Source organism: Bradyrhizobium sp. McL0615, from assembly GCF_049993905.1.
GTDB lineage: Bacteria > Pseudomonadota > Alphaproteobacteria > Rhizobiales > Xanthobacteraceae > Bradyrhizobium.
The window spans coordinates 1,735,006-1,760,878 of sequence record NZ_CP188254.1 but is presented as its reverse complement, the minus strand read 5'-3'; the positions used below and the strand labels follow the sequence as shown (position 1 = coordinate 1,760,878).

26 protein-coding genes and 1 pseudogene are annotated in these 25,873 nt (G+C 61.4%); 18 read left to right on the top strand and 9 right to left on the bottom strand.

The genetic code is table 11. The features are described 5' to 3' along the window. The first annotated feature begins 5 nt into the window (after nt 1-5). Together ACPPVP_RS08380 and ACPPVP_RS08375 are read left to right on the top strand one after the other, a co-directional pair. Entirely contained in the window at nt 6-872 is an 867-nt protein-coding gene (locus ACPPVP_RS08380) for a phospholipase effector Tle1 domain-containing protein (protein ID WP_426533047.1), read from the top strand. A gap of 42 nt (nt 873-914) precedes the next feature. Further along, on the top strand, nt 915-1,478 hold the full coding sequence (locus ACPPVP_RS08375) for a phospholipase effector Tle1 domain-containing protein (protein ID WP_426533045.1): 564 nt from the start codon (nt 915-917) through the stop codon (nt 1,476-1,478). A gap of 646 nt (nt 1,479-2,124) precedes the next feature. Here the strand turns inward: ACPPVP_RS08375 and ACPPVP_RS08370 are convergent. Beyond that, nucleotides 2,125-2,676, bottom strand: coding sequence for a SphA family protein (locus ACPPVP_RS08370; protein ID WP_426533043.1), 552 nt, complete (start codon nt 2,674-2,676; stop codon nt 2,125-2,127). Between the two features lie 113 nt (nt 2,677-2,789). On the opposite strand from ACPPVP_RS08370, the gene ACPPVP_RS08365 reads away from it, so the two are divergent. Continuing rightward, entirely contained in the window at nt 2,790-3,002 is a 213-nt protein-coding gene (locus ACPPVP_RS08365) for a hypothetical protein (protein ID WP_426533041.1), read from the top strand. Nucleotides 3,003-3,141: 139 nt separating this feature from the next. Further along, on the top strand, nt 3,142-3,459 hold the full coding sequence (locus ACPPVP_RS08360) for a hypothetical protein (protein ID WP_426533039.1): 318 nt from the start codon (nt 3,142-3,144) through the stop codon (nt 3,457-3,459). A 64-nt stretch (nt 3,460-3,523) separates the two neighbouring features. Here ACPPVP_RS08360 and ACPPVP_RS08355 read toward each other — a convergent pair whose 3' ends face one another. The 4 genes from ACPPVP_RS08355 to tnpB all read right to left on the bottom strand — a co-directional run bounded on the left by ACPPVP_RS08355 (nt 3,524) and on the right by tnpB (nt 9,056). Then, entirely contained in the window at nt 3,524-3,694 is a 171-nt protein-coding gene (locus tag ACPPVP_RS08355; protein ID WP_426533037.1) for a hypothetical protein, read from the bottom strand. Nucleotides 3,695-4,482: 788 nt separating this feature from the next. Further along, nucleotides 4,483-7,506 (bottom strand): response regulator, encoded by a 3,024-nt coding sequence (locus ACPPVP_RS08350; protein ID WP_426533035.1) that lies wholly within the window; start codon nt 7,504-7,506, stop codon nt 4,483-4,485. A 12-nt stretch (nt 7,507-7,518) separates the two neighbouring features. Beyond that, a complete protein-coding gene (locus ACPPVP_RS08345) occupies nt 7,519-8,505 on the bottom strand; it encodes a hypothetical protein (RefSeq protein ID WP_426533033.1) in 987 nt (328 codons plus the stop codon). A 254-nt stretch (nt 8,506-8,759) separates the two neighbouring features. Then, entirely contained in the window at nt 8,760-9,056 is a 297-nt protein-coding gene (gene tnpB / locus ACPPVP_RS08340; protein WP_426537738.1) for an IS66 family insertion sequence element accessory protein TnpB, read from the bottom strand. Between the two features lie 550 nt (nt 9,057-9,606). Between tnpB and ACPPVP_RS08335 the strand changes: the two genes are divergently transcribed. Beyond that, a complete protein-coding gene (locus tag ACPPVP_RS08335; protein ID WP_426533031.1) occupies nt 9,607-9,912 on the top strand; it encodes a CopD family protein in 306 nt (101 codons plus the stop codon). 339 nt (nt 9,913-10,251) lie between these two features. Here the strand turns inward: ACPPVP_RS08335 and ACPPVP_RS08330 are convergent, their stop codons facing one another. After that, entirely contained in the window at nt 10,252-10,488 is a 237-nt protein-coding gene (locus ACPPVP_RS08330) for a hypothetical protein (RefSeq protein ID WP_426533029.1), read from the bottom strand. A gap of 161 nt (nt 10,489-10,649) precedes the next feature. Beyond that, nucleotides 10,650-11,546: a 3'-5' exonuclease gene (locus ACPPVP_RS08325; RefSeq protein WP_426533027.1), complete on the bottom strand. Its 897-nt coding sequence runs from the start codon at nt 11,544-11,546 to the stop codon at nt 10,650-10,652. 248 nt (nt 11,547-11,794) lie between these two features. Here ACPPVP_RS08325 and ACPPVP_RS08320 point away from each other — a divergent pair, with 248 nt between their 5' ends. From ACPPVP_RS08320 to ACPPVP_RS08260, 13 genes and pseudogenes are all read left to right on the top strand, one after another. After that, nucleotides 11,795-12,292, top strand: a complete 498-nt coding sequence (locus tag ACPPVP_RS08320) for a hypothetical protein (RefSeq protein ID WP_426533025.1) — start codon at nt 11,795-11,797, stop codon at nt 12,290-12,292. A 74-nt stretch (nt 12,293-12,366) separates the two neighbouring features. After that, the gene (locus ACPPVP_RS08315) at nt 12,367-13,128 is read left to right on the top strand and encodes a carbonic anhydrase (RefSeq protein ID WP_426533023.1); all 762 of its coding nucleotides are present in this window, start codon (nt 12,367-12,369) and stop codon (nt 13,126-13,128) included. A 21-nt stretch (nt 13,129-13,149) separates the two neighbouring features. Continuing rightward, on the top strand, nt 13,150-13,392 hold the full coding sequence (locus tag ACPPVP_RS08310) for an ATP-binding protein (protein WP_426533021.1): 243 nt from the start codon (nt 13,150-13,152) through the stop codon (nt 13,390-13,392). 228 nt (nt 13,393-13,620) lie between these two features. Next, the gene (locus ACPPVP_RS08305; RefSeq protein ID WP_426533019.1) at nt 13,621-13,824 is read left to right on the top strand and encodes a nitrate reductase; all 204 of its coding nucleotides are present in this window, start codon (nt 13,621-13,623) and stop codon (nt 13,822-13,824) included. Between the two features lie 8 nt (nt 13,825-13,832). Continuing rightward, complete coding sequence (locus ACPPVP_RS08300) at nt 13,833-14,114, top strand: 4Fe-4S dicluster domain-containing protein (protein ID WP_426533017.1); 282 nt, start codon at nt 13,833-13,835, stop codon at nt 14,112-14,114. Continuing rightward, nucleotides 14,111-14,374 carry a chaperone NapD gene (locus ACPPVP_RS08295; RefSeq protein WP_426533015.1) on the top strand — a complete coding sequence of 88 codons (264 nt, stop codon included), beginning with the start codon at nt 14,111-14,113 and terminating at the stop codon, nt 14,372-14,374. Before ACPPVP_RS08300 ends, ACPPVP_RS08295 begins: the two co-directional genes overlap by 4 nt. Nucleotides 14,375-14,377: 3 nt before the next feature. Next, a complete protein-coding gene (gene napA / locus ACPPVP_RS08290; protein WP_426533013.1) occupies nt 14,378-16,873 on the top strand; it encodes a periplasmic nitrate reductase subunit alpha in 2,496 nt (831 codons plus the stop codon). After that, nucleotides 16,846-17,343, top strand: coding sequence for a nitrate reductase cytochrome c-type subunit (locus ACPPVP_RS08285; protein ID WP_426533011.1), 498 nt, complete (start codon nt 16,846-16,848; stop codon nt 17,341-17,343). Before napA ends, ACPPVP_RS08285 begins: the two co-directional genes overlap by 28 nt. A 9-nt stretch (nt 17,344-17,352) precedes the next feature. Continuing rightward, a complete protein-coding gene (locus ACPPVP_RS08280) occupies nt 17,353-18,045 on the top strand; it encodes a cytochrome c3 family protein (protein WP_426533009.1) in 693 nt (230 codons plus the stop codon). 389 nt (nt 18,046-18,434) lie between these two features. Further along, complete coding sequence (gene tehA / locus ACPPVP_RS08275; protein WP_426533007.1) at nt 18,435-19,469, top strand: dicarboxylate transporter/tellurite-resistance protein TehA; 1,035 nt, start codon at nt 18,435-18,437, stop codon at nt 19,467-19,469. A gap of 203 nt (nt 19,470-19,672) precedes the next feature. Next, a pseudogene (locus ACPPVP_RS08270) lies at nt 19,673-22,011 on the top strand (PAS domain S-box protein). Between the two features lie 359 nt (nt 22,012-22,370). Further along, entirely contained in the window at nt 22,371-23,159 is a 789-nt protein-coding gene (locus ACPPVP_RS08265; protein ID WP_426533005.1) for an alpha/beta fold hydrolase, read from the top strand. Nucleotides 23,160-23,200: 41 nt separating this feature from the next. Beyond that, the gene (locus tag ACPPVP_RS08260) at nt 23,201-24,271 is read left to right on the top strand and encodes an ATP-binding protein (protein WP_426537736.1); all 1,071 of its coding nucleotides are present in this window, start codon (nt 23,201-23,203) and stop codon (nt 24,269-24,271) included. A 377-nt stretch (nt 24,272-24,648) separates the two neighbouring features. On the opposite strand, the gene ACPPVP_RS08255 is transcribed toward ACPPVP_RS08260, so the two are convergent. Together ACPPVP_RS08255 and ACPPVP_RS08250 are read right to left on the bottom strand one after the other, a co-directional pair. Further along, nucleotides 24,649-25,374, bottom strand: a complete 726-nt coding sequence (locus ACPPVP_RS08255; protein WP_426533003.1) for an SOS response-associated peptidase — start codon at nt 25,372-25,374, stop codon at nt 24,649-24,651. Between the two features lie 2 nt (nt 25,375-25,376). Further along, on the bottom strand, nt 25,377-25,850 hold the full coding sequence (locus ACPPVP_RS08250; RefSeq protein ID WP_426533001.1) for a hypothetical protein: 474 nt from the start codon (nt 25,848-25,850) through the stop codon (nt 25,377-25,379). Between the last annotated feature and the right edge of the window lie 23 nt (nt 25,851-25,873).

The window sequence follows — 25,873 nt, the reverse complement described above, 5'->3', positions numbered from 1 at the left end:
ACGCCATGCCCAAAAACATCCTGATCTTCTCCGACGGTACCGGCCAGGCCGGCGGCCTGCGTCCCGACGAGAACCGTTCCAATATCTACAAGCTCTACCGGGCGACGCGCTGCGGCCCCGACACAGCGATCGACCCGTGGGAACAGCTCGCCTTCTACGACGCCGGCCTCGGCTCCCAGCCGCCGGGCGGCGCGCTGTTCATCACGCGCGCGTATCGTTGGCTGCACAACGTGGCCAGCCAAGCGACCGGCCTCGGCATCACCACCAATATCATCGACTGCTATGCCGCCATCATCCGGATGTGGGAGCCGGGCGACCGGATCTTCCTTTTCGGGTTCAGCCGAGGCGCCTACACGGTCCGCTGCCTTGCCGCAGTGCTTGGCCAGTGCGGCGTACCGACGACTGCGGCCGACGGCTCACCGTTGCGACGCGATGTCGGTACAACCACCCGTATCGCACGCGAGGCGGTGAAGAAGGTGTACCAGCACGTCAGTTCGCCGAAGGACACGAAGTACCTGCCTCAACGCGAGGCGATGGCAACGCGTTTTCGCCGGCAATATGGCAGCGACGACGCCGGCGCTGCCAATGCCGTTCCGTTCTTCATCGGGGTGTTCGACACGGTCGCATCGCTGGGCAGCTACGCCCTCTCCGCCGCGTTGGTGGGTGGCGCCGCCGGCGGCATCGCCGCCTTAAGCTTTGCGCAGTCGTTTTTCCTCTTCCCGTTCCTGCCGACCTTCTTGTGGGCGGCCGGAGGCGCGGCGGTTGCCGCGGGAATAGGTTACGTCGCCACGCACCTGAAGTCCGCCGTGGGCCTCGCCGGCTATACGTTCTGGCAGACGTTGCACCTCGCCTCGCCGAAGATGAAATTCTAAGACCTGCACCTGAACAATGCTGTGTGGTACGCGCGCCACGCCATGTCCATCGACGAGAACCGGGCCGACTTCGCGCGGGTTGCTTGGGGAGGATCACACAACAGGGGCCCGGAGCGTCCCGATGAATATCCGGACTGGCTGCAGCAGGTGTGGTTCGCCGGTAACCATTCCGACATTGGCGGCAGCTACCCAGAAAACGAAGCGCGTCTTTCCGACATCTCGCTCGGATGGATGGTGCATGCGGCAAGGAATCTGCCTGACGGCAAGACACCCGACGGCTTCGGCATCAAGGTAGACGACAGTTACCTGAAGCTGCGCCCAGATCCGCTCGGTCCCCAGCACGACGAGCGCGAGCCAGGCTATCTGGGCGGCCGCTTCAAATGGGAAGAAGGTCTGCGCGAAGTTCAGGACGAAGCGATCCTGCACTCGACCGTTCTCGAGCGGCTGGCCGCCAAAAATGGTGTGCAGCACTACTACGAACGGCTCACTTACCGTCCCGAAAACCTCAAGAACCACTTGAAAGTGAAACAATATTACACGCCGAAGACAAACGCCGACGACAATTCGCGCTTAGAATCACGGCCTGGTGTCGCGACACCTGTCTGAGTTGGCGGATCGGCGAGGTGACCTTCGCCGTCTGCACGCTCTGGACGGACTGATGCTTGCGCAAAGCTCTGGCGGAGAGAGTGGGATTCCCATCCCCCGTCGCATATTCCCTCGAAAAGTCTGCAAAAACGGGCGTTCGCGAAAAGTCCGGCTGAGTTTTGTGACCACCGTCGTGTACCACCTTTTCGGCCGCCCGAGCCGTCATTGTCGGCCCTATTCGAGGCGTTTCGGGAAGGATTGGTTAGCGAATCCGTGCCGAAAACATGGTCGGTCATCCGGCCGCGGAAACCGAGCCGGGTGGGACATGAGGACGGTCGAGGCGGCGTTGGCGAGCGGTTTGGCAACTGCGCGTGCAGTTCTGGGACCCCAAATGCGGTCGACGACACAGGATGCATGTCGCCTTCGGGACCCACGGCTAGTTTCGAAAGAGAGAGCCCGCCAATGAGGCGGCCTCAACTCAACATCCGGCGGAGCTGATGATTCCCGCAGAGCGCCGACGTACTCCTCGATGATCTGCAGGGCTTCTACGGCAACTACAATATGCCCGGCTGAATGACGGAAATGACCGGCGCGACTCTCGGCGGTGCTTCTGAGGTTAATCAGGGCCGCATGACCGCGGACAATACGAACCAATGTGCTGCTCGCCTTACTTGTGCCAGCCCCGCTTGCCGGCCGGTTCGGGCGGCGCTGCGGAGACCGCAAAGGTCAGCCAACTGCTCCAGCCGTTTGGCCGGTTCTCCGTCTCGAGATCCTTGTAGGCCTTCAGGTTGAGGTAGCCCTGGTAGCCTTCGAACGGCTTCGGGAAGACGAAGCCGATCTGGGGTCCGATGCCGACCGTTCGGCCGCGGAAGCCGCCGAGGACCGCACCGGGGCCCGAGTCATCGGTGATCTGCTGGAGGAAATAGCCGACCACGCCGATCTGGACGGTCTTGGTGACGAATTTCGAGGCCGCCCAGTCGATGTGGAAGTCGATGCCGTTCTGGTACTGCAGAAACGAATTGGGCAGCGAGTAGGTCAGGCCGGCGACCACGGAAAATTCGTGGCCCGCCTTCGGATCAAAGCAGGTGTAGCCGTCGCCGATGTCGAAGGCCGCGAAGCCCAGGCTCAGATTCGCCAGGCGGTCCTGATCGTAGGTGCCGCTCGGAATGTTGCCGGTGAAGTAGACCATCTCGTTGTGGACCCCCTGATTCCATTTCAAGGTGCCCTGGTAGAACACGTCGGCGAAGGTGGTACGGTAGTCGGTCCTGACGCCGGAGCGCGCGACTGTCTCTCGAGGTCATCGACCATGATGCATGGAAGCATCCCGCGGCATTGCCGGGCTCTCCCGCCGTCGCCGGCGCGGTAGGCGACGACGGCGGAGATCGCGGCGCCGCGACCATCACCCGGCTGGACGCCATGACCTACGCGATGAAAGGCGTCTTTCCGTCGGGAAAGCGGCCCAACGGCGCCGCTATCGTCAAGGGCAGGGGCATCGGCGTCGCTGCGTGCATCGGCGACGGGCACATGGTCCGACGCCGCAAATGATCGATTTCAAACAGGTCACGCAGCACGCGACTGACCGACCTGGCCGGCCGCGCTGGTGCGTCACCGACGCCGCCGCCGAATGTGTGTTTCTTTGCATCTGCGAGCCCTCGAGGATCCTGACGGCTCGGCGTCGACGAAATTGTCCGTTGGCCGTTGCCGTCCGGCGGTCGCGCACAGTCTTGACATCGATCACGCACGCCACCGGCTCTACGCCATTTGCGACGACGGCCAACTGGTGGAGGTCGACGGCACTTCCGGGAAGGTCACAAACGTCTGGCCGATCGCTGGCCCGCCCGACAAGACGTTCTTCAATCCAGCCACCGGCCGCGTTCACGCCGCTATCGGCGAGCCCGGCGTAATTGACACGATCGATCCGACGACGGGCGCGAGGATGCAGACCGCGACGGGGCACGGGCTCACACGACGGCGATCGTCGCGCCCAACCGGCTTTACGTGATTTTGCCACGTCACGATGGCGTTCTCAGCATTGCTACGCCGGAATCAGCGAGCGCGCCTACGCACTATGGGTGCTGTCGTCGGCGCTCTTTCTCGGTCATTCTATCACCATCGGCGATGTCGTGTTCATGGTTACCCAGCTCGTGAACATACTTGCCCTTGCGATTATCCTGGTGCTTGCGCGGCGGTTCCGTAACCAGATCTGCGCCGCACATGCGCGTGAACTTCACGTACACGAGTAGTTCCTGGAAAACGCACAACGCCGCTACCAGCCGAATATGTTGGCTGGGCGCGGACGTTGGCTACGCACTGGGCAACAATCTAATCCCCAGCACCAAACAATAGTCGGGGATTGCCACTTGTTCCTACTGGTTTGAGCTTCCACACCCACACGCCTTCGTGCGTTGGCGCGCCCGTTAAGGATAGTCAGCTTCCGACACTAGGGCGCGCTCCACTGCTTCTATCGCTGTTTGGAATTCCACAAACCGCGCCATCGTGGCTTCATATGTGCCTCCTCGCTCGTAGGGCTTTGAGAGAAGCTCGGCGCATAGCCTGCGCTCCTTGACTAGCGCGGCGAGCGCGTTCACCAAGTCTTTCTTAGCCGAGTCAGTCATTGTGCGCCTCGTCGGTCAGAGGACCGCAGCCACCGCCTTTGGCTATCCGCGCGAGCGCTGGCGTTGAATAACAGCGGGTCCGAAGACCTTTGGCTATCCGCAACAGGCGCCGTTGTGAACGGCGGGCGATGGCTGCGCCGCATGAGAACGCCGGTTAGCAGAATCTAGTTCCTAGGGCTGCATACATCCCGCTTGTTTAGGAACGCTCCATTGCAAATCCTATTGTCGTTCGGAAATGACCGTCGTGGTCGCGACCGCCATATCTCGTTGGAGCCGTCACATGAGTAAGCGTAAACCAGCAAAAACGCCAAAGCGCGCCCGCAAAAGTGAGTCAGAGCCAATATTGCAAGCCGAATGACAAACGCCCCGGGGCCGAGGCAACCGTGCCCACAAGAAGGAGCCGCTCTTTGCTACTCCGATGTGCCGTGGATGCCCAGCTTGCGGAGCCCACCTCGCAAATCTGCGGCTGAGTAAGGCTTGGTTACGAAGCCGATGCCGTTCTGGTTGTTGAACTGCTCGAGCAAACCGGCAGCCCCTTGACCAGTGGCGAGCAGGACAGGCAGAGATCCATGGAGTGATCTTATCTCGCGCAGGAGTTCATCTCCCTTTTTATCGGGTAGGCCAAGGTCCAGGATAACGGCATCGACGCCGCCCGGCACCAGCCGCAACTTGTTCATCGCTTCGGCGGCAGAGCCCGCAGTATCCACCTGGAAACCCGCGTCCTCCAGATATTCGCGCGCGAGCATCTGGATCAGCGGTTCGTCCTCGACGAGCAGAATGCGCCCGGGCGAGCGTGCGGCATCGATGATATCCCGCAACTTTGCGGACAAGGTGGATTGCGAGAACGGCTTGGTGATCAGCTCAACGCCTGCATCGAGCCGGCCGTCGTGAACGATCGCGTTTCGCGCATAGCCCGTTGTAAACAACACTTTGAGGTCCGGCCTTCGCTTGCGCGCTTCATCGGCAAGCTGGCGGCCATTCATGCCTCCCGGCAGGCCTACATCCGTGAATAGAACGCATATCGCGGGATGCCGGTCGAGCGCCTGCAGGCCTGCGCGTCCATTCTCCGCCTCGATTACCTGGTATCCCAGCTCGCGCAGCGTATCGCAGCTATAGGCCCGCACGTCCGCATCGTCTTCGACCACCAGAACCGTTTCATGTCCGGGACTGTTGGCAAGAGCGTCATCAGCGGGCGCTTCTTCAACCTCGCCCGCTCCATGCACGCGCGGCAGATAGAGCTTAATGGTCGTACCCTCACCGACTTCGCTGTAGATTCTCACATGCCCGCGCGACTGCTTGGCAAAGCCATACACTTGCGACAGGCCAAGGCCGGTGCCGTGGCCCACGTCCTTGGTCGTGAAAAAGGGATCGAAGGCGCGCGCAATCACGTCCGGCGGCATACCGTGCCCGCTGTCGGTCACGGCCAGCATGACATATTGTCCCGGGAGCACTTCGACCTGGGACGACGTATATTTTTCATCGAGATGGACGTTGGCGGTTTCGAGCGTCAGTTTGCCGCCATCGGGCATCGCGTCACGCGCGTTGATCGCGAGATTGACGATTGCGACTTCGAGCTGGTTGGGATCGACATAGGCTCGCCACGTCCCGCCGCCCAGCACGGTTTCTACGGTAACTTGCTCGCCAAGCGTCCGGCGCAGCATATCGGACATGCCCGATACCAGGCGGCCCAGGTCAACCGGCCTCGGATCGAGGGGCTGCTGGCGCGAAAATGCCAGCAGGCGCTGGGTCAATGATTCGGCGCGCCGCGCCCCGCGCATCGCGTGCTCGGCGGATCGCCGCAGCCGGACGGGCTCAGGCGCCGAAGCGGCCAAATTCTTCTGCAGAGTTTCGAGGTTGCCGATTATGATCGTCAGCAAATTGTTGAAGTCATGGGCCACGCCGCCCGTTAGCTGGCCAATACCTTCCAACTTCTGAGCCTGCCGCGACCTCTCTTCCGCAGCGCGCTTTTCTGTGAGATCGCGCGTGATCTTGGCAAAACCGATCAGTTCGCCCTTTGCATCCTTGATCGCATTGATGACCACGCCGGCCCAGAATTTGCTGCCATCCTTTCGCACACGCCAACCCTCGGCCTCGAACTTGCCGGTCTCAGCGGCAATGCCCAAGGCCCGGGCGGGAAAACCGCTGTTCCGGTCCACCTCGTCGTAGAAAGTCGAAAAATGCCGCCCAAGGATTTCCTCGCGCGTGTAGCCTTTGATGCGTTGTGCGCCCGGATTCCAATTAATGACATACCCGCCGGGATCGAGCATATAGATGGCATAGTCGGTGACGCCCTCGACCAGCAGGCGGAAGCGGCGTTCTGTATCCTCAAGCCTGGTGGCGGTCGCAGCGAGCTCCCGGGCCCGTTCTTCCACACGCTGCTGGAGTTCGTCGTTCAGGCGCTGAAGCTCAGTCTCAGCTTTGCGACGCGCTTCGATCTCGCGTTGACTGGTCTGATGAAGCCGCGCGTTGTCGATGGCAACCGCAGCCTGCGCGGCAAGCGCTTCGATGAGCTTTTCCGCCCGCTCGGTAAAGACGCCCGGCTGCGCGTGCCCGAAGAACAAGCCTCCGAGAACCTGACCGGATCGCGACACTACGGACACGGCAAGATAGCTTCTCACCAGCAAATGGCCTTTTGGCATCCCGTGATAGGGGGCGCTCTTGCCGTATCTCTGATCCTTCAGGATGTCGTCGGAACGCATGGTCCCGCGACCACGGAAGGTCGGCTCAAAAATAGCCGTGTTCCGGGGCATGGGAAATTTTGCGAACGCTTCGCGTGGAGCGCCCGAGAGCGTATAGAGCGTGTAGGATTCGCCGTCCTCATTCAGCACATTATAGAAAAAGGCACCGAATTCGGCGTGGCTCAACTCCACGCCCGCATCGGTCACCATCTGGACCAGGCGCTCGGTGTTGTGCTCGCCCGCGACCGCAACGCCGGTCGTATTGAGAATTTCAAGGGTGCGCGTCTCCTGCCGCACCTGATTTACGCGTGCTTCAAGCGTCTCATTGAGAGCAAGCAGCCGCGCTTCGAGAGACTTCCGCTCCGTAATTTCGTAAAATGCGCCAGCGATGAGGGAGCCTGTCGCTTCTGTCAGCTCACTCGATGTATCGCCTTTCCCGGCGATCCAATGCAGGCTCCCATCCGCGTGCCTTAGCCGAAACTCCACGTAGAACTGACCGGTTCTGGCCGCGCTCGCGAAGGCGTCGTGGACCTTCGGAATATCGTCAATGAAGATCGATCGTTCCCAGGTGGTAAATGACCCATCTGTTGACCGGGGATCGATGCCGAAGAGCGCGGCGGCCTGCGCGGAACAATCGAATGTTCCACTCTCCAAATTATATCTGAAAACGCCGATGCCGCTCGCGGCTTCAGCGATCCGCAGCCGCTCGGCCGAATCGTGAATGCGTGTCTGCAACTGGCCTTGTTCGTCGTCCATAAGCGCCCCGATTTACCGCCTGCTCAAAATGGCTTTGGCTTCGACCATGGCTTTCATCTTGCCGAATGCGATGTGTCTCGGGAGGTGATTGAAGCCGCACGTGCTGGTAATGAGAGTCTGCTCCGGAGGGAGCCATGAGTAGGCCCGGATGCGATCGGCTACTTGTTCGCCGGTTTCGACGTTCGGGGATTGCACATCGATGGCGCCCACAGCGAGCTGCCTGTCTCCAAGCAGCCCCTCGTAATGATGGGTCATGTCGTGCTCGATGAGAAAAGCGTCGCACTCAATCCGGCACACGAGGTCAGCCTTGTACCGACCCGTGTCGAAATAACGGTGCCCGATCTGGCCATCGTAATCAGGACCAACCGCATAGTTGCCCTGGCAGATATGAACCGATACGTGCACATCGGTCGGGAGACCTTCGATGACGGTGTTAATGACTTCGACGGCGGCTCCCACCTCTTCATCGCTCGATGCCGTGAAGTACGGCTCGTCGATCTGGATGTGTTTGCATCCGGCCTCGGCAAGCCGCTTGAAATTCTGATGAAGAAGCTTGCCGAAATCCGCCATCATTCTGGGCGTGTCCTGATAATACTCGTCGTACGCGACAGCCGCGAGCAAATGAGGACCGGTCATGGTGACCTTGACGGGCCTGCGCGCATAGGAAGAAACCAGATCAAATTCCTCTACCAGTCCGAGATCAACGGTATCCGCGATCGGTCCGCGGCAGATCGCGGCGGGATGAAAGACATTCGGATCGTGCGGGGTGATCGGCTTTGGTTTTGTCTCGCCCTGAAAAGAGGGAATTTTTTGCCAGAAGAAATTGAGCATGGCGTTTGGCGGAGAATGCCGGTTATGCGTCCGGCGATGCATCTCGCCGCCCGTGACGACATCGATACCCGCGATTTCCTGCTCAAGGATCGCCGCCTGGGTTGCCCTCAGCTGGGCGTCGACGAAATCACCGGGCGCAAGTTGTCCCATCGTGACCAGCCGGTCCATCGCCTCGTACCAGCGAGGGACGCTATGCGCCCCCACAACCGTCGTGGTGTATTTCTCGTAATGTGGCATTGAAACCATATGAAAAAAGATCGCAGCGGGGGCTGAAATTAAACGATCTTCTGCCGCTGTCCAGTCGATCTGGCGGGGCTGGAAATGAGGGCTAACTTAACTCCATTGAAGGCTTTTTGTTCCTAAGTCTTGCTCGCTGAAGACCTGCCGCATGACTGTCATTATTGTCTCGAACTGGTTCTCGCTCAAAGCTTCATCCGACCAATGTCGGCCGCCACGTCTGTTGTGGGTGCCGTCGGTTCCGGACCAAGAGATAGCCGAGCTGCGCCGACGAGATCGTCACCACACCCTCGGCCGGGCTCGGCTAGATGAAGCGCCCCCGCTCTGGGCGTTTTGTGAAAGGCAGGCGCCCTGGCCGTCATGCCAGATCCCTTCAGCAGGTTGCCGCGACGACCGCGGAAGCAAAACAGGTGGCCGCCCAGCGGGTCGCGATGCAACATCTCCTGAACCTGCAATGCCAGCGAGGGAAAGCCCTTCCGCATGTCGGTATGGGCGGTCGCGGCCCCTACCCGCACGCCGGCCGGCAACGTGATTATCGTGGCCGTCCATCAGTCAGCGCCGCTACCACCGCAGCCAGCGTCGCCGCGTCAACCGCCCCCGTGATCCGCATCCGAGCTCCGGCCGCGAACTCAACCTCGATCGCACCGCAGGTTCCGGAGGGCGCAGCCAACAGTTGCCCGGTCGGGACCAACGGAGACGGCCGCAAAACCAAGCTCGTCATCCTGACGCTGCATCGGCTCAGGCCCGCAATCGAGGAGTCAGGGACCGGATTTTGAATCGTTGACTGCGGCTGGCTTGTCGAGGTTCACTTGATCCCGGAAGGGCACGAAGATTCCTGGAATTCAGAACGTGTCAATCGTTTGCCGTCCCGCGGGGGCAGCCTTCCGATCGCTTCTAGCCTTGGTATATCTAGCTTTGTTAGCGTCAGTGACTCGGCAACACGATCCACGCAGCTGGCCATCGTTCGTGCGGAACGCGACCCTGCGGTTTTCAAATCTCGGTCTGCGCGTAAGCGCGCTATTGGCAACGGGCATGGTGAACGGTGCTATTTTGATTGGCTCGGTCCACGCTCTACTCGTGATGATGTATGGCCGACTGCTAATGCTTAAGATTGCCTTGTTCTCGACCATGCTGATCATCGCGGCGGCTAACCGGTTTGGGCTGATGCCCAGGCTTGCCAATGTGCCCGCCAGCGACCGAGAACTCGATGCGGTTCGCAAGCTCACCCGTAACTGCGTGGTCGAAATTATTTTGGGGTTGCTAATCTTCGTAATCGTGGGAGCACTTGGAACGGTCCATCCAGCGATTACATCAACGGCCGCTGGAGTGCCAGCTTGACGGGCCTGCGGGCTGCGCGCCTGCGCCTGTTCGCATTCGTCCGAACTTGGCAGCGAGCAATACAGGCTTGCGAGAGGCGGCGTTGAATTCATCCTCGTCGGCGACTAAACCGTGTCGACTTGGCCTGATTTGGGCGAATGGTCGCAGATCATGGAGACGACCCCGTTTTCCTGGACGCCGCATCCCGAATACGAACTGGTGCCCGAGATGAACTTTCGCCAACCCGGGACTTCCTGATCTGCAGGTAAGGGTCGGTAAACTTACTCAGCCGCTTTCGGTCGCAACGATGAACGACATCGGGCGAGTCCGCTTCGAGCACGACTAGCGCTAGGAATTCAGCTAACGTGCCTTACGTTTCTTCGGCTGCAGCAAAGTCAACATCTTGTCGAAATTCGCTCGTCCGCCGACGACGTTGCCTTCGGCATCGACGGAGAAATAGAAGTCCTTCTTGTAGCTGTAGACGGCCCATCTGTCGGCACGATCCACGGAAATCTCATTCTCCGGCAGGCCGACTTTCATTTCGGTTATGCCGCGCTCGCGCAGAATCCGGAACGCCTGATTTAACGTGAATGCCATTTGATCCTCGCTGGCTCGGCGTGCCCACACGATTCAGCGAATCGCAGGTGAATGGTGGCCGAGCCGGGTCGCGGACGTCAAAGATTCGGCATGCCTACCATCATTGAACGATTACGAACGCGCCGAAGAGTCGGTGATCCTCCCTCAGTTGAAGTATCGCGCTAGAGCCTAGCCGAGAAACGCGTGAAGGCGGTCAAGCTCTGCAGCCGCGGCTCCACGTCGCGCAGGTAGATCTCGGTCTTCAGGAATGCAATCTCGTCCTGCAGCGCGGTCTCGCGGACGTCGACGTACCAACTCTTCGGTCTGCCGTCGCTGCCATCGGACCACTTGTAGCCGCGGCGCTTCAACGAATCCTTCAGTTCGAACGGCGACTGGTCGGCCCATACACGCACCGTCGGCCTGCGGGCGGTCTCCAACAGCAGCGCGAGCGCCGGCGCGCCGGTCGTCGGTAGTTCGAACGCGAGGACTTCGAGCAGGGCATGGCAATCGTCGACGGCGCGGTGGGCGGCATGGAAGTAGCCGGCGCCGTTCAGCAGATAGCCGAGTTGCCCGCCGGTGAAGCCGTGTTTTTTCCACTCGATCTCAGTGGCGCTACAGGCCCATGGCTTCTGCTCAAACACCGGCCAGTATCGTTCGGCGAATTTCCGATCAAACCCACTATTGTGTGCGATCGAGATCACGGCGTCGTCGACGAACGCCGTCACCGCTGCCTCGTCTATCCGATGCCCGGCAACCACCTCGTCGGTGATTCCGGTTAGCGCGGTGATCTCGGATGGAATCGGGACCGACGGCTCGTTAAAGGCGGAGAACGTGTCTCTGACGCCGGCGATGCGACCGTCCGGAAAGTAGTCGAACTTGACCATCCCGAGCTCGATGATCTCGTTTTTCTGAGTGTCGAGGCCCGTGGTTTCGGTGTCGAGCAGCACGGCGGTTCGCGTGTCGTGACCGATGAGTGGCACAGACGGAATCCTTGGAACCAGCCGTCGCAGGACGCGATAGTCGGCCGACCGACTTAGAGCGTCGGCCATGGCAGCCAGGCTGATGGTGTCTTGAAACATCGCGTTCCGAACGAGTGGATCCTGCAGAGGCGTAACCTACCCGCTGCGCGGGCCGCAAGGTATCGAAAAGACAAGCAATCCGCGGGCTTTTCGTGGATATCGGTCCGATCTGACTGCGTTGCGGGTAACGGGTGGGCCTCTCGGGATCACATCCTGTGCCGCATGCCGATCGTACTCGACGCAGTCCGTTCGACAGTATTCAATGCGCAACGAGCGTAGTCCACAGGCCTCGGGGAGGCGACCGGATCATGCATCGTCGCGCGGAGAGGCTTGCCGAACGGTTCAATCAAGCCAGTACGCAACGGATGGCGAAGGGCAATGAGCGGGGCGCTCCGACCGAGCCTCTCTTCCACTACACGTCAGTAGCCGCGCTGGCGGCCATCATCGTTTCGGAGACTTTCTGGTTCACCAGCGTCTATCACATGGACGACGATCAGGAATTGTTATTCGGGTTCGGGATGGCAACAAACAGAAGTGTATGCGCCTCCGGCGCGGCCTTTTCGGCCAACAATACAAGGGGAATACAAGGGGAACGAAAAACGCATACACAGCAGCGGGCTGTGCCGGATTTCTTTGAGCAGCGATTGCACGGTGCCCCTCCCTCGCCGGATGCGATGGAGGATGGGGCGGCCCCGAGTGTTGATCTGGCTTCATGGGGCGGGCCCGGGGGCCAAGGGGCCTGGAACGGCAATCCGGCAGGACCCACCATAAACCCGTCGAGGACCAAAGCCGTCTCGGTCCCTTGATCAAGATCAAGGTCGCCTGCCGTTAGCCGACGTTTGTTCCTCCTTTGGCAGACACAGCTTGCTGGGAGGCGATCATGCGTCGTCGTCAGGTATTGAAGATGTTCGCGGCCATTGCACTGTGTCCGCTGTGTGCATCGATTGGCGTTGCTGAGGAAGGCCATCACTGGAGTTACGAGGGGGCGACCGGCCCCGATAAGTGGGGCGAGCTCGATGGAGCGGACGCGACGTGCTCGATTGGTAGCCAGCAGTCGCCCATCGACATCACCAGTGCTGTCACCGCACGCCAGCCGTCGCTCAAGATCAACTGGAGCAAGCGCCCGGAGACCATCGTCAACAACGGCCATACGATCCAACTCAACACCCCTGAGGGCGATACCCTCCAACTGGGTGATCGCAGCTTTAGGCTGACACAGTTTCACTTCCATCATCCCAGCGAACATCTCGTCGATGGCAAACGCTTCGGGATGGAAGCGCACTTCGTCCACGCGGCGGCAGCGGGTGGGCTTGCGGTCGTCGGTGTGTTCATTGTCCCGGGCAAGAAAAATGCGGCGTTCAATAAGATCGTTTCGACGATGCCGCAGGAAGCCGGAGCGCCTGTTTCCGCCGATCCCAGCATTGACCCAAGCCGCTTGTTACCGGCCGAGCGCGGCTACTATCACTACGAGGGCTCTCTCACGACGCCGCCGTGCAGCCAGTCAGTCGATTGGATCGTGCTCGCTCACCACGTCGAGGTAGCCGAGGCAGATATTGCCCGCTTCGCAAAGCTCTACCCGATGAATGCTCGCCCGGTGCAAAAAATCGACCGGCGCTTCATTCTCAGGTCCAGAGCCGGGTAACCTGCAGCCGGCCGGGATATCATGGAGGACTACGCCATCGACGCACCGGTGGATTGCGACAGGTCTCGCATCGGCCAACTGGTCTCGAATCTGGTCGGCAACGCCGTGACCCACAGTGCTTCCAACAGACCGGTACGCGTTCGCGCATGGACGAAAGACGATTCGTTCAAGCTGACCGTCGCCAACGGCGGTGAGCCGATACCCGAGGAGGCGATGGAGAAACTTTTCGAGGCCCGGACCTTTCCTCGGAAGAAAGGCTTATGAACGCGCCCCGGGCCGCAGTTCCGGCCCTGACCGCCGCCGATTTAATTGATCCAGATCAATGGAGGCTTAGCCGGCCAGCAGGTAAGCTGCTGGCGCGTGCGGTGGAACATCCTGCAATGGAGCAGATGTCGCCGCCCATCCGTTCGATTACAGATGACACGAGACCGGCACCCACGGGAGCGTGTGGCCGGCGCAGCGATGTTCGATTGGGAACTGGCAGGTCGTTGCATGAGCGACACGTCAAATAGACACGATGCGCAGCCGGCTCCTGAGGCCGAACTGGCGACCGGCCGTCGCGCGGAATTGGTCGTGTTCGCCATCATTGCCGCCTTCATCTGGCCGGTGGTCGCCGTCGGCGTGGTCGGCGGATACGGCTTTCTCGTCTGGGCGTCCCAAATGATCCTGGGTCCTCCCGGTCCTCCGGGAGGTTGAACGTCGTCATGGAAAGCCCGGGACCCTCCCGCCGCGCCCTGTTTCGCGGCCAACTTCTCACCAGGCCCGTCGCCGTCATCAACGACGATTGCCTGGCTGAAGCCGGCATCGTCTGCCGTTCCTGCGGCGACGCATGTGGCACTTCGGCCATTCATTTCCGGCCCCGCATCGGTTTGCCGCCGCAGGCCATCGTCAATGAAGCCGCCTGCACCGGCTGCGGCGATTGCGTCGCCGTGTGCCCGGGTGACGCCATCGCGCTGGGTGCTGCCCGCGACGGTGGCGCATCATGACGACGGAAGACACCATCTACATTTCGAGCGCGGTCGTCTCCGTGCTGCCGAAACACCGGGACGCGGTGCTGCGCATGCTCGCAGCCTTGCCGGAGGTGGAGACCCATCAAAGCACCGCGTCGAAAATCGTCATCGTGATGGACGCGGCCGAGAGCGGAATCATGGGCGGCCGTCTCGCCGAGATCGCATCCTGGCCAGGCGTCCTGTCGGCCAACATGGTGTTCGAGCAGGTAGAGCGTTTAGCCGATATCGGAGACTAGAGCATGTCACTGTCGCGACGCGAATTGTTGAAGGCACAGGCCGCCGCTATCGCCGCAGCGGCCGCCGGCATCGCCGTTCCGGCCACTGCGCAGCCGGTGGCGGGCGGCGTCGGATCGCTGGAAATCAAATGGTCGAAAGCGCCGTGCCGCTTCTGCGGCACCGGATGCGGCGTGATGGTGGGCGTCAAGGCAAACAAGGTCGTCGCCACCCACGGCGATACGCTCGCCGAGGTCAATCGCGGGCTGAACTGCATCAAAGGATATTTTCTCTCCAAGATCATGTATGGCGGCGATCGGCTGACCACGCCGCTGCTGCGCAAGAAGGACGGCGCCTTTGCGAAGGACGGCGAACTGACGCCGGTTTCATGGGACGAGGCCTTCGACGTGATGGCTGCCCGCGCCAAGGCGGTGCTGAAGGACAAAGGACCGACCGCGCTCGGCATGTTCGGATCGGGACAGTGGACGGTTCACGAAGGATATGCCGCCACCAAGCTGATGCGGGCCGGCTTCCGCTCCAACAACCTCGATCCGAATGCCCGCCACTGCATGGCGTCGGCCGCGGTCGCGTTCATGCGCACCTTCGGCATGGACGAGCCGATGGGCTGCTATGACGATTTCGAGGCCGCCGATGCGTTCGTGCTGTGGGGCTCCAACATGGCCGAGATGCATCCGATCCTGTGGACCCGTCTCACCGACCGGCGTCTCAGCCATCCGCATGTCAAGGTGGCGGTGCTCTCGACCTTCACCCACCGCAGCTGCGATCTCGCCGACATCCCGATCATATTCAAGCCGGGCACCGATCTGGCGATCCTGAACTATATCGCCAACCACATCATCACCACGGGACGGGTCAACCAGGACTTCGTCAAGAGCCACACGACCTTCGTGAAGGGTACGGTCGACATCGGATACGGACTGCGTTCGGATCATCCGCTCGAGGTCAATGCCAAAGGCGCGGCAACGGCGGGCGCGACGCAGCCGATCGACTTCGACGCCTATGCCGCCTTCGTGAAGGAATACACGCTCGAGAAGGTGTCCGAGCTCACGGGTGTCGAACGCGGCTTCCTGCAGGAACTCGCCGAGCTCTATGCCGATCCGAACCGCAAGGTGATGTCGCTTTGGACCATGGGCTTCAACCAGCATGTTCGCGGCGTGTGGGCCAATCAGCTGCTTTACAATCTGCATCTGCTGACGGGGAAGATTTCCGAACCCGGTAATTCGCCGTTCTCGCTGACCGGGCAGCCGTCCGCCTGCGGCACCGCGCGCGAGGTCGGCACCTTCGCGCACCGCCTGCCGGCCGACATGGTCGTCACCAATCCGGAGCATCGCAAGCACACCGAGGAAATCTGGCGTGTGCCGAACGGCATCATTCCGGAAAAGCCGGGCTATCACGCGGTCGAACAGGACCGGATGCTGAAGGACGGCAAGCTGAACTTCTACTGGATCCAGGTGAACAACAACCTGCAGGCGGCGCCGAATTCGTCCCAGGAGACCTATCCGGGCTACCGCAATCCGGCCAACTTCATCGTCGTCTCGGACGCCTACCCGACCGTGACCGCGATGGCCGCCGATCTCGTTCTGCCGGCGGCGATGTGGGTCGAAAAGGAAGGCGCCTACGGCAACGCGGAACGGCGCACCCATGTCTGGCGACAGCTCGTCGACGCGCCAGGCGAGGCGCGTTCCGACCTCTGGCAGATGATGGAGTTCTCGAAGCGCTTCACCACCGACGAGGTGTGGCCGGCGCAGATTCTGGATTCCAATCCCAACTATCGCGGCAAAACGCTGTTCGACGTTCTTTTCCGCAACGGCAGCGTCGACAAGTTCCCGATGAGCGATATCCCGGCCGAGTACGGGAACAGCGAGTCGAAGGCATTCGGCTTCTATGTGCAGAAGGGCCTGTTCGAGGAATACGCCTCCTTCGGCCGCGGCCACGGCCACGATCTGGGGGCCTACGACACGCTCCACACCAATCGCGGAATGCGTTGGCCCGTCGTCGACGGCAAAGAAACCAAGTGGCGCTACCGCGAAGGCCTCGATCCCTACGTCAAGCCGGGCAAGGGCGTGGACTTCTACGGCAACGACGACGGTAAGGCGCGGATCATCGCGGTGCCGTATGAGCCGCCCGCCGAATCTCCGGACAAGGAATTCGACGTCTGGCTTGTGACCGGCCGTGTGCTCGAACATTGGCACTCCGGCTCCATGACCATGCGGGTGCCCGAGCTCTACAAGGCATTCCCTGGCGCCTGCGTCTACATGCATGCGGAAGACGCGCGCGAAAGGGGCATCAATCAGGGCGCGGAGGTCCGCGTGGTGTCCCGGCGCGGCGAGATCCGCAGCCGCGTCGACACCAAGGGCCGCAACCGGATGCCGCGCGGCGTGGTCTTCGTTCCGTGGTTCGATGCCAGCCAACTGATCAACAAGGTGACGCTGGACGCAACCGATCCCATTTCCAAGCAGACGGACTTCAAGAAATGCGCGGTCAAGATCATTCCGGCCTGAAGGGACTTCGCGCGCCTCTGGCTGGCGCACTGCTCGGCGGCATGCTGGTGTTCGTCTGTGGTGCGATCTACGCGCAGAACGCGCCACAGATCGTGCCCCCCGTCACCGGGGCCGCGTCGCCGATGGGCGACGTGCCGGCGCCGCCCCTGGCGCGGCCGATCGTCGACGACAAGCGGCTGATGCGCAATTATCCCGAGCAGCCGCCGATCATCCCGCATTCCATCGACAACTACCAACTCACGCTGAAGGCTAACCGCTGCCTTGATTGTCACCGGCGACAGTTCACCGAAGGCTCGGGCGCGCCGATGATCAGCATCACCCACTTCATGGATCGCGACGGGCAGGTGTTGGCCGACGTGACGCCGCGCCGATATTTCTGCACCGCCTGCCACGTCCAGCAGACGGATGCCCAGCCGCTGGTGCCGAGCACCTTCAAGGACATGCTTCTCGTCGAACCTGGAAAGAAGTGAGAAGCCTCCATGCAGCGGCTCAAGGCACTCCTGATCTGGTTCTGGCGGATCGCCAGCCGCCCCAGCACGCATTTGAGTCTGGGTTTTCTCGCGCTCGGAGGCTTCGTCTGCGGCGTGCTGTTCTGGGGCGCCTTCAATACCGCGCTCGAAGTCACCAACACCGAGAAGTTCTGCACGTCCTGCCACGAGATGCGCGCCAACGTCTTCGAGGAACTGCAGCACACGCCGCACTTCTCCAACCGCTCGGGCGTCCGCGCCACCTGTCCCGACTGTCACGTTCCGCACGACTGGACCGACAAGATCGCCCGCAAGATGCAGGCCTCGAAGGAAGTCTGGGGCAAGATATTCGGCGTGATCGACACCCGGAAGAAATTTCAGGATCACCGGCTCGAACTGGCCAAGCACGAATGGGCGCGGCTGAAGGCGAACGATTCCCTCGAGTGCCGCAACTGCCATTCCTCGGCGGCCATGGATTTTACCAAGCAAACCCGACGGGCGGCCGAAATCCACGCGAAATTTCTCGTCCCCGGCGACAAGACCTGCATCGATTGCCACAAGGGCATCGCCCACGAACTACCCGACATGACGGGCATCGAACCGGGCTGGCAGCCTGCACCCGAACTGAGGGAACGTCAAAGCGGGTTCGGCGCGCCCGAGCACGACCTCGTGCACTATCTGGCGTCCACGACGGCCGGCCGTTAGCTGGCCGCCGTCAGGCTCCCCCAAGGCATAAAACGATGCTAGGCCGTCATCTGCCGTTCGCTGCTCCGAACCACGACTGGACGACCAGCATGGCAGACGGCCCGTCGTTGGCGCCGAAATGCATGAACACGAAGCCGAATGCGAGGCCTGTGCCCTCGTCGCCGGTGTTCGCATAGATGTCCCAAACATGCGCTTATAAGCCTCGGAACACCATTCTCCCGTTCTAGGTTCGTCTTTTGAAGCTCCTTGACGAACGTGGCCTTTTCCTCGTTTGACTTGGTGCTCTTGTAGATTAGTCCTCCCACAAGCACACTGCGCATCCAACGAGGCATACGCCCATTTCACTGTAAATGCACTTTGTTCATAAAAAGTAGACAGAGGAGCGAGCCATGCAGGCAGCGGCTGATACCCAGGATGTGGTCGAGAAATTACCAAGCCGGCTTGCTGAATTTGTCGGGAATATGCCGGCCTCTTATTTCAGTATCGTGCTGGGCCTCGCGGGCCTTGGAAATGCATGGCGAGCAGCGACTGAGGTTTGGCAGCTTCCCGCCATCACTGCAGAACTGATCTATGGGGCGGCAGGCGTTGTGTGGGCGACACTTATCGTTCTTTACATCATCAAGGCTCTGCTCGTGCCGGCGAAGGTCGCAGCGGAGGCCGCCCATCCCGTGCAATGCTGTTTCATCGGGCTTGCGGGTGTTGCCACTATGCTGATTGCTGGCGGCCTCGTTCCGCACTCGCATGCGGGCGCTACCATCATTTTCGTGACCGGCTTCGTCTTCACGCTCAGCTTCGGCATCTGGCGCACGGGCCAACTCTGGCATGGCGAACGGGATCCGAGCACTACAACGGCCGTGCTCTACTTGCCGACCGTGGCCGGCAGTTTCGTCTCGGCGACCGTAGCCTCGGCGCTCGGCCATCCCGATTGGGGACAACTTGCGTTCGGTGCCGGCATGTTGTCTTGGCTCGCCATTGAGTCCGTGCTGCTGCATCGGCTGCTGATGGGGCCGGAGACGCTCGCTGCGCTGCGCCCGACGTTGGGAATTCAACTTGCACCCGCGCCCGTTGGCGCCGTCGCATACATCGCTATCAGCGGTGGAACACCAGACATCTTTGTTCATGGTCTCATCGGCTATGGCATTCTTCAATTTCTTGTCCTCGCCCGGCTTTCGCCTTGGATAGCGAAAGCGGGTGCCGTCCCCGGCCTGTGGGCCTTCAGCTTCGGCGCGACCGCGATTGCGACCGCACCACTTCGTCTCATCGTTCATGGCGATAACGGCGTACTTTCCGTCATCGGCCCAGTCCTGTTCGTTGTTGCAAACCTTCTCATTGCGAGCCTGACCCTTATGACGGTGTCGCTGCTCGTGCGCGGCAAAATGTTTGCGCCGCCTCCAGCCCCTCCCAGTCAACCTCACGTCGGGTAGAATTTCGACACGAAGCTGGTCCGGTGTTTGGATGTGGATCAAGCCACTCGGCGGCGACGCTGGCAGGTCAAACCTGCGGGCCTCGCCCCGTCACCTCTCAGCTCGCGAAATCACCCAGCGCCGGGTCGAACGGAACCGGATCGATTAGGTAATGTTTCATTAGGTTGATGTCCCACTTCCGCTGGGGCTGGGACAGGATTCGCATGGAAACCTCAAACCGATTCGAAGCCGCTGAGGACAGCAACGGCCGCTACCGGCTCCTCATCGAGGCGATCACTGATTACGCGATCTACATGTTGGATCGCGAGGGTCACGTCACCAGCTGGAACCCCGGTGCCAAGCGCTTCAAGGGCTATGAGGCGGATGAGATCATGGGTCGTCATTTCTCGGTCTTCTACACCGACGCCGAGCGGGCGCAGAACGTCCCTGCGCTGGCGCTGGGGGAGGCCGAGCGCACCGGCCGGTTCGAACGCGAGGGCTGGCGCGTGCGCAAAGACGGCACGCAAGGGCTCATGTAGTGATCGACGCGATTCGTTCGCCCGAGGGCGACCTCGTCGGCTTCGCCAAAATCACCCGAGACTTGACCGAACGAAGAGCCGCTGAGACTAAACTGCGAAAGCGAACAGCAGTTCCGGTTGCTGGTGCAGAGCGTGACGGACTACGCCATCTACATGCTGGATGTGGACGGCCACGTAGTGAGCTGGAACGCCGGCGCACAGCGCATCAAATGCTATGCCCCCGAAGAGATCATTGGCCGCCACTTCTCCGACTTCTACACGGAAGCGGATCGTGCCGCGGGACTTCCGCGTACGGGCCTTGCGACCGCAACCCGAAACGGGCGCTGGGAGCATGAAGGCCAACGGGTCCGAAAGGACGGCACCGCCTTCTGGGCGCACGTTGTAATCGACGCGATCCGGGACGACGACGGCAAGCTTGTCGGCTTCGCCAAGGTGACACGGGATATCACTAAACGCCGCGAAGCGGAAGCCGCGCTCCAGGCGGCGCAGGCGACGATGATTCGTTCGCAGAAGCTGGAGGCGATCGGCCAACTCACGGGTGGCGTCGCTCACGATTTCAACAATCTGCTGCAGGTGATCAGCGGAAACCTGCAGCTGCTCAGCAAGGACATCGCCGGTAATGCGCGGGCCGAGATGCGGGTCCAAAGCGCCCTTGCGGGCGCCCGCGGATCGAAACTTGCCTCGCAATTGCTTGCTTTCGCAAGGCGCCAGCCGCTAGAGCCGAAAGTGGTGAACGCTGGCCGCCTGATCAAGGGCATGGACGAGATGCTGCGCCGCGCCCTCGGCGGAGAGATCGAAGTCGAAACGGTAGTCGCCGGCGGGCTTTGGAATAGCCTCATCGATCCGGATCAACTCGAGAATGCGGTTTTGAACCTCGCTATCAATGCCCGAGACGCGATGAACGGCGAAGGGCGACTCACGATCGAGGCGAGCAACGCCTTCCTCGACGACGAGTACGTCCGGCAGCATGATGAACTGTCTCCGGGACAATACGTGATGATCGCGGTGACCGATACCGGCACCGGCATTCCGCCGGATATCTTGGAGCGGGTCTACGAGCCCTTCTTCACAACCAAAGCGGAGGATGAGGGCACGGGCCTGGGCCTCGCCATGGTGTACGGCTTCCTCAAGCAGTCCGGCGGACACGTCAAAATCTACAGCGAAATAGGCGCTGGAACGACGGTCAAACTCTATTTTCCGCAGCAGGTCGCCAGCGAGGACGCTCTGGTGGCCGTTCCCTCCGGTGAGATCACGGGCGGTGAGGAAACCGTGCTTGTGGTCGAGGACGATGACGAGGTCCGCGAGGTCGCGGTCTCGATGCTCACTGAGCTTGGCTATCGCGTTGTCAAGGCGCGAGATGCAGCGAGCGCACTCGTTGTCGTCGATAGCGGCATCCCGATAGACCTGATCTTCACAGATGTCATGATGCCAGGCGCGCTGCGTAGCCCGGACCTGGCGCGAAAAGTCAAGGAACGGTTGCCCAGGGTGGCCGTCTCTTCACGTCCGGTTACACGCAGAATGCCATCGTGCATGGCGGGCGGCTCGATCCCGGGGTGGAGCTCCTGGCCAAGCCCTATACGCGCGAGGCGCTCGCCCGCAAGATCAGACACGTGTTGGGCAATCAAGCTCAAAGGCGCGTCGCTCAGGGATCGCAGCACTCGGCAAACGAAAAGGCTCTCACTGGTGCGACCGTGTTGCTTGTCGAAGACGACGACCTCATCCGCCTTATCACGACGGAGATGCTGCGCGATATCGGATGCAATGTAAGGGAGGCCGGCACGGCTCAGGAGGCTCTGAAGATCCTGGATGAGGAACCCGTGGACATCCTCCTCACGGACGTCGGGCTCCCCGGCATCTCTGGCCTGCACCTCGCAAGGGACGCCTGCGCGGGCTGGCCCGATCTATTCCTCGTTCTCGCAACAGGTGACAGCGCGATCAAATCTGAAGCCGCGCACTTGGGCGCCCTGGTCGTTATGAAGCCTACACACCGGAGTCTCTGCTCCAAGGTTTGGAAGATGTGCTGAAGAAGCGTCGCTGAAAGCTGGAGCGTTTCAGCCGCTTTCCAGCCATTTCAGCGGTAGCTGTCGATCCACGTGCGACCGGCGGAGCTTCCACGACAGGCCACCTGCTGAACCTCATGACTTGAAGGGGTATGGTTGCGCGCGGAAGGAGCCGATCGCGTTCGCAATTTCCGCTTGCGGCGGTAGACCAGATCTCAGAGCGTCGCGCGAGGCCTGTCCACAACGGGGCCGGTCCGCATGGGGAGCTCCAGCCCAGCCTCCAGCCCAGCTCTAGAGAGGAGATCGGGTAAGCCCGATGTTGACTGGCGGCCGGAAGAGCAAGGATGCTAGGGTCCGATGTGGCGAAATTTAGGACGCGTATCATGAGCGTGATGGAGCGGAACAACGTCCGCGTTCGCGGGTCGGGTGATCGGACGATGATATTCGCCCACGGCTTCGGCTGCGATCAGAACATGTGGCGATTCGTGGAACCTGCTTTCGCGAAGGATTTCCGTACCGTCCTTTTCGACCAGGTCGGCGCCGGCGGGTCCGATCTCGGATCCTACGACAAGGCGAAATACTCGGCGCTCGGCGGTTACGCCGACGACGTCGTCGAGATCGGGCACGAACTCGGTCTGAAGGACGCGGTCTTTGTCGGACACTCGGTCAGCGCCATGATCGGCGCGCTCGCGACGTTGAAGGCGCCGGGTATGTTCGGCAAGCTTGTGATGGTCGGCCCATCCGCCAGGTACATCGATGATGGCGACTACGTCGGCGGATTCGGCGCAAGCCAGATCGAGGAGCTCCTGCAGTTTCTGGAAGCCAACCACATGGGCTGGTCCGCGCAGATGGCGCCGGCGATCATGGGCAACGCCGACCGGCCCGAGCTTGGCGAAGAACTGACCAACAGTTTCTGCCGGACCGATCCCGAGATCGCCAAGGCGTTCGCCCGCGTCACTTTCACGTCCGACAACCGCAATGACCTGCCGAAGATCGACGTGCCGACCCTGATCCTCCAATGCAGCGAGGACGTCATAGCGCCGCTGGCCGCCGGAGAATTCGTCCGCGAAGCCATTCCGGGAAGCCGACTGGTTCAACTTGAAGCCACGGGGCACTGCCCGAACCTCAGCGCGCCGGATGAGGTGATCTTGGCCATGCGCACCTTCGTCTGACGCGTCGGGTGGCGACTATCCAGACCCACGATTTCGAGGACATGTTCGAGACCGCTCCTTGCGGCTACGTCGTGCTGGGAGCGAACGGACGCATCGATCTGGTGAACAGGACGATGCTCGGCTGGACCGGACACGCAGCAGACCAGATGGTCGGCAAGCGGCTCAGCGATTTTTTCAACATCGCGGGCCGGGTCTTCTACGAAACCCACGTCGCGCCGCTGCTCCGGATGCAGGGCTCGTTCAACGAATTCGCTATCGACTTCGTCGGCGCCGACGGCAAGCCGATCCAGATGATCGCCAACGCCACGGAGGGGCGGGACGACGCCGGAAAACCGCTGTTCGTGCGGCTGGCGTTGATCAAGGCGACCGACCGGCGACGCTACGAAAGCCAGTTGCTGCAGGCGCGCGACGACGCGACCGTCAGGCTGGCGGACGAGCGGGAGACTTCGGAATTGCGGGAGCAGTTCATCGCGGTGCTCGGGCACGACCTTCGTAATCCTCTTGCATCGATCAGCGCCGGCGCCCGCATCCTGGGACGGGACGCGAAGACCGAACGTGACCATCAGATCGTCGCGATGCTTCAGAGCACCGTCGTCAGGATGGCCGGCCTGATCGACAACGTGCTCGACTTCGCCCGCGGCCGGCTGGGCGGCGGTATCACGCTTGATCGAAATGCGAGGGCGCCGTTGGAGCCGGTTCTCCATCAGGTCATTGATGAATTGCGCCTGTCGTCCTCCGGGCGGGAAATCGTCGAGGACTACGCCATCGACGTGCCCGTGAATTGCGACCGAAGCCGGATCGGCCAGCTCGTTTCCAACCTTGCGGGGAACGCTCTCACGCACGGAGCCTCGAACAAGCCGATACGCGTACGCGCGGCGACGGAAGACGGCTTGTTCAGGCTATCCGTCTCGAACGGAGGCGAGCCGATACCGCCGGCCGCGATCGAGAAGCTGTTCGAGCCCTTCTTTCGTGGGGCGGTCCGCGCCAGCCGGCAGGGCCTGGGATTGGGGCTTCATATCGCAGCGCAGATCGCGAAAGCTCATGAGGGTAAACTTACGGTCACCTCGACGGCCGAGGAGACGCGTTTCACGTTCGAAATGCCGCTCAGATGAACTTTCGGACGTCGATGCGTTCGATTGCCCCCTGCGTAGGGAGCAAAAGCGTGACTACGGTGGACGTCGCCGTCACTTGGCGCGTCGAGGCAATTCGACCGTCTCGGTGACGAAGTGATCGCAATTCGAGCATTCGAAGTTTCGGAGATCGAATCCCGGCGGCCCCGGCATGACGCGGGTCAAACTCATCCGGTCCGAACAGAGCGCGATTCGGGAAGTTCGATGATCAGGCCGGAGGGACCTGTTTGGATGGAATGGGTCTTCGACATGATGTGCTGCCGAGCTTACGTGCGGGATAATAGCTTGGGACCCGGCCGCACTGCGAGTCGATAATTGAACTTTTTCCACCGCGGCGAACGACCCGATTCATCCTTCTGTCATACGGAGGACCCGGCCGCGTCTTCCTTGACGCCGCGGGTGACGATCCGCAGCGCGCCGTCCGGAAGCGGCCGCTGCAGCTTGAGGGCCTCGTCCGGAGGCGCCGTCATCCAGGTCTCGACCTCGTCGGGCGTCGTCAGGATTACCGGCATCGCCTTCGGGTGGATCGCGCCGACCTCGGCGTTCGGCTCCGTCGTCAGGAACGCGAAGATGTCGTTGTTGGTTTCGCCTTCCTTGACCTTCCGCACGGACGTCCAGTTGGTCCAGATGCCGGCGAAGCAAACGAGGGGCCTCGCCTCGTCGAGCGCGAACCAGATGTCGCCGCCCTCGGCCTTGTTGAACTCGCTGAAGGAGTTCATCGGCACCACGCAACGGTTTTCGACGCCGAGCCACCTGGTCCAGTGCTTGCTCTTCACGTTGCGGATGTTGGTGGTGCCACCGTCCGGTTCCAGCCGGAGCAATTCCTTGAAATCGACGGTCTTGCCCTTGGCCTGCAGCTTTTCAGCTCGCTTCTTGGTGGCATCCATCAAGGCCTTTGATGACGATGGCATACCCCACCGCGCGGTGGCGAGCTCGCGGCCGTCGGCGCCGGCGCGCACGATCGGCGCCGCATAGTCCGGGAAGACGCCGGGCATCGGCGCTAGGTTGCCGACGTACCGATTGACGACCCGGAACAGCGCACTGATGGCCGCCTGATTGGTGGTGATCGAATAGAGATTGCACATGATCAGGAGCCGGTTCTGGAGTGTGGTGGCATCTTCTCACTGCCCGGGTCGCGTGGAAACCGTGCGCGCTGCAACGGCTCGGCGAAGGTGAAGAGCATTCGGGACCGAAATGCCGCTGGGCTTTCCGCTAGGAGGACTGGACGGAGCGCGCGCGAATCCGGAATGAATATTGGCCGGCGCACAGCGTAGTGTTCCGGACGACGCGTCCACGCTGGAACATTGAGCGCCCAGCGGCGAGCGAGATGTTCTCCGACCGCGCCGAGCCAAGCGTCCTGCAGCGAGTCCCCCGTCGTGGCGGGGGCCTCGTCGATCCGTCGCTGCTGCATTCTCTTGTTCGGATGATCGAGATAAAACTCGTCGATGAATTCATCGATAGCGTTTCCGAACGTTTTCAGTCCGGACATCGCAACGGTGGCGACTTCCTTCAACGTTTGCGGGCGGCTCATTGATTGCTTCCTTGAAAGTTCATTCTGCACTCTTCGAACCACGACGGTAGAGT

Excerpts from the sequence above, each read along its gene's own strand:
- ACPPVP_RS08330 (WP_426533029.1), bottom strand. The coding sequence starts at position 10,488 with ATGGCATTCACGTTAAATCAGGCGTTCCGGATTCTGCGCGAGCGCGGC.
- ACPPVP_RS08305 (WP_426533019.1), top strand. The coding sequence starts at position 13,621 with ATGAGCGACACGTCAAATAGACACGATGCGCAGCCGGCTCCTGAGGCC.
- ACPPVP_RS08325 (WP_426533027.1), bottom strand. The coding sequence starts at position 11,546 with ATGTTTCAAGACACCATCAGCCTGGCTGCCATGGCCGACGCTCTAAGT.
- ACPPVP_RS08265 (WP_426533005.1), top strand. The coding sequence starts at position 22,371 with ATGAGCGTGATGGAGCGGAACAACGTCCGCGTTCGCGGGTCGGGTGAT.
- ACPPVP_RS08280 (WP_426533009.1), top strand. The coding sequence starts at position 17,353 with ATGCAGCGGCTCAAGGCACTCCTGATCTGGTTCTGGCGGATCGCCAGC.
- tnpB (WP_426537738.1), bottom strand. The coding sequence starts at position 9,056 with ATGCGGAAGGGCTTTCCCTCGCTGGCATTGCAGGTTCAGGAGATGTTG.
- ACPPVP_RS08285 (WP_426533011.1), top strand. The coding sequence starts at position 16,846 with ATGCGCGGTCAAGATCATTCCGGCCTGAAGGGACTTCGCGCGCCTCTG.
- ACPPVP_RS08295 (WP_426533015.1), top strand. The coding sequence starts at position 14,111 with ATGACGACGGAAGACACCATCTACATTTCGAGCGCGGTCGTCTCCGTG.
- ACPPVP_RS08335 (WP_426533031.1), top strand. The coding sequence starts at position 9,607 with ATGGTGAACGGTGCTATTTTGATTGGCTCGGTCCACGCTCTACTCGTG.
- ACPPVP_RS08315 (WP_426533023.1), top strand. The coding sequence starts at position 12,367 with ATGCGTCGTCGTCAGGTATTGAAGATGTTCGCGGCCATTGCACTGTGT.
- ACPPVP_RS08375 (WP_426533045.1), top strand. The coding sequence starts at position 915 with ATGTCCATCGACGAGAACCGGGCCGACTTCGCGCGGGTTGCTTGGGGA.
- ACPPVP_RS08380 (WP_426533047.1), top strand. The coding sequence starts at position 6 with ATGCCCAAAAACATCCTGATCTTCTCCGACGGTACCGGCCAGGCCGGC.
- ACPPVP_RS08350 (WP_426533035.1), bottom strand. The coding sequence starts at position 7,506 with ATGGACGACGAACAAGGCCAGTTGCAGACACGCATTCACGATTCGGCC.
- ACPPVP_RS08310 (WP_426533021.1), top strand. The coding sequence starts at position 13,150 with ATGGAGGACTACGCCATCGACGCACCGGTGGATTGCGACAGGTCTCGC.
- ACPPVP_RS08320 (WP_426533025.1), top strand. The coding sequence starts at position 11,795 with ATGCATCGTCGCGCGGAGAGGCTTGCCGAACGGTTCAATCAAGCCAGT.
- ACPPVP_RS08345 (WP_426533033.1), bottom strand. The coding sequence starts at position 8,505 with ATGGACCGGCTGGTCACGATGGGACAACTTGCGCCCGGTGATTTCGTC.
- napA (WP_426533013.1), top strand. The coding sequence starts at position 14,378 with ATGTCACTGTCGCGACGCGAATTGTTGAAGGCACAGGCCGCCGCTATC.
- ACPPVP_RS08260 (WP_426537736.1), top strand. The coding sequence starts at position 23,201 with ATGTTCGAGACCGCTCCTTGCGGCTACGTCGTGCTGGGAGCGAACGGA.
- tehA (WP_426533007.1), top strand. The coding sequence starts at position 18,435 with ATGCAGGCAGCGGCTGATACCCAGGATGTGGTCGAGAAATTACCAAGC.
- ACPPVP_RS08300 (WP_426533017.1), top strand. The coding sequence starts at position 13,833 with ATGGAAAGCCCGGGACCCTCCCGCCGCGCCCTGTTTCGCGGCCAACTT.
- ACPPVP_RS08255 (WP_426533003.1), bottom strand. The coding sequence starts at position 25,374 with ATGTGCAATCTCTATTCGATCACCACCAATCAGGCGGCCATCAGTGCG.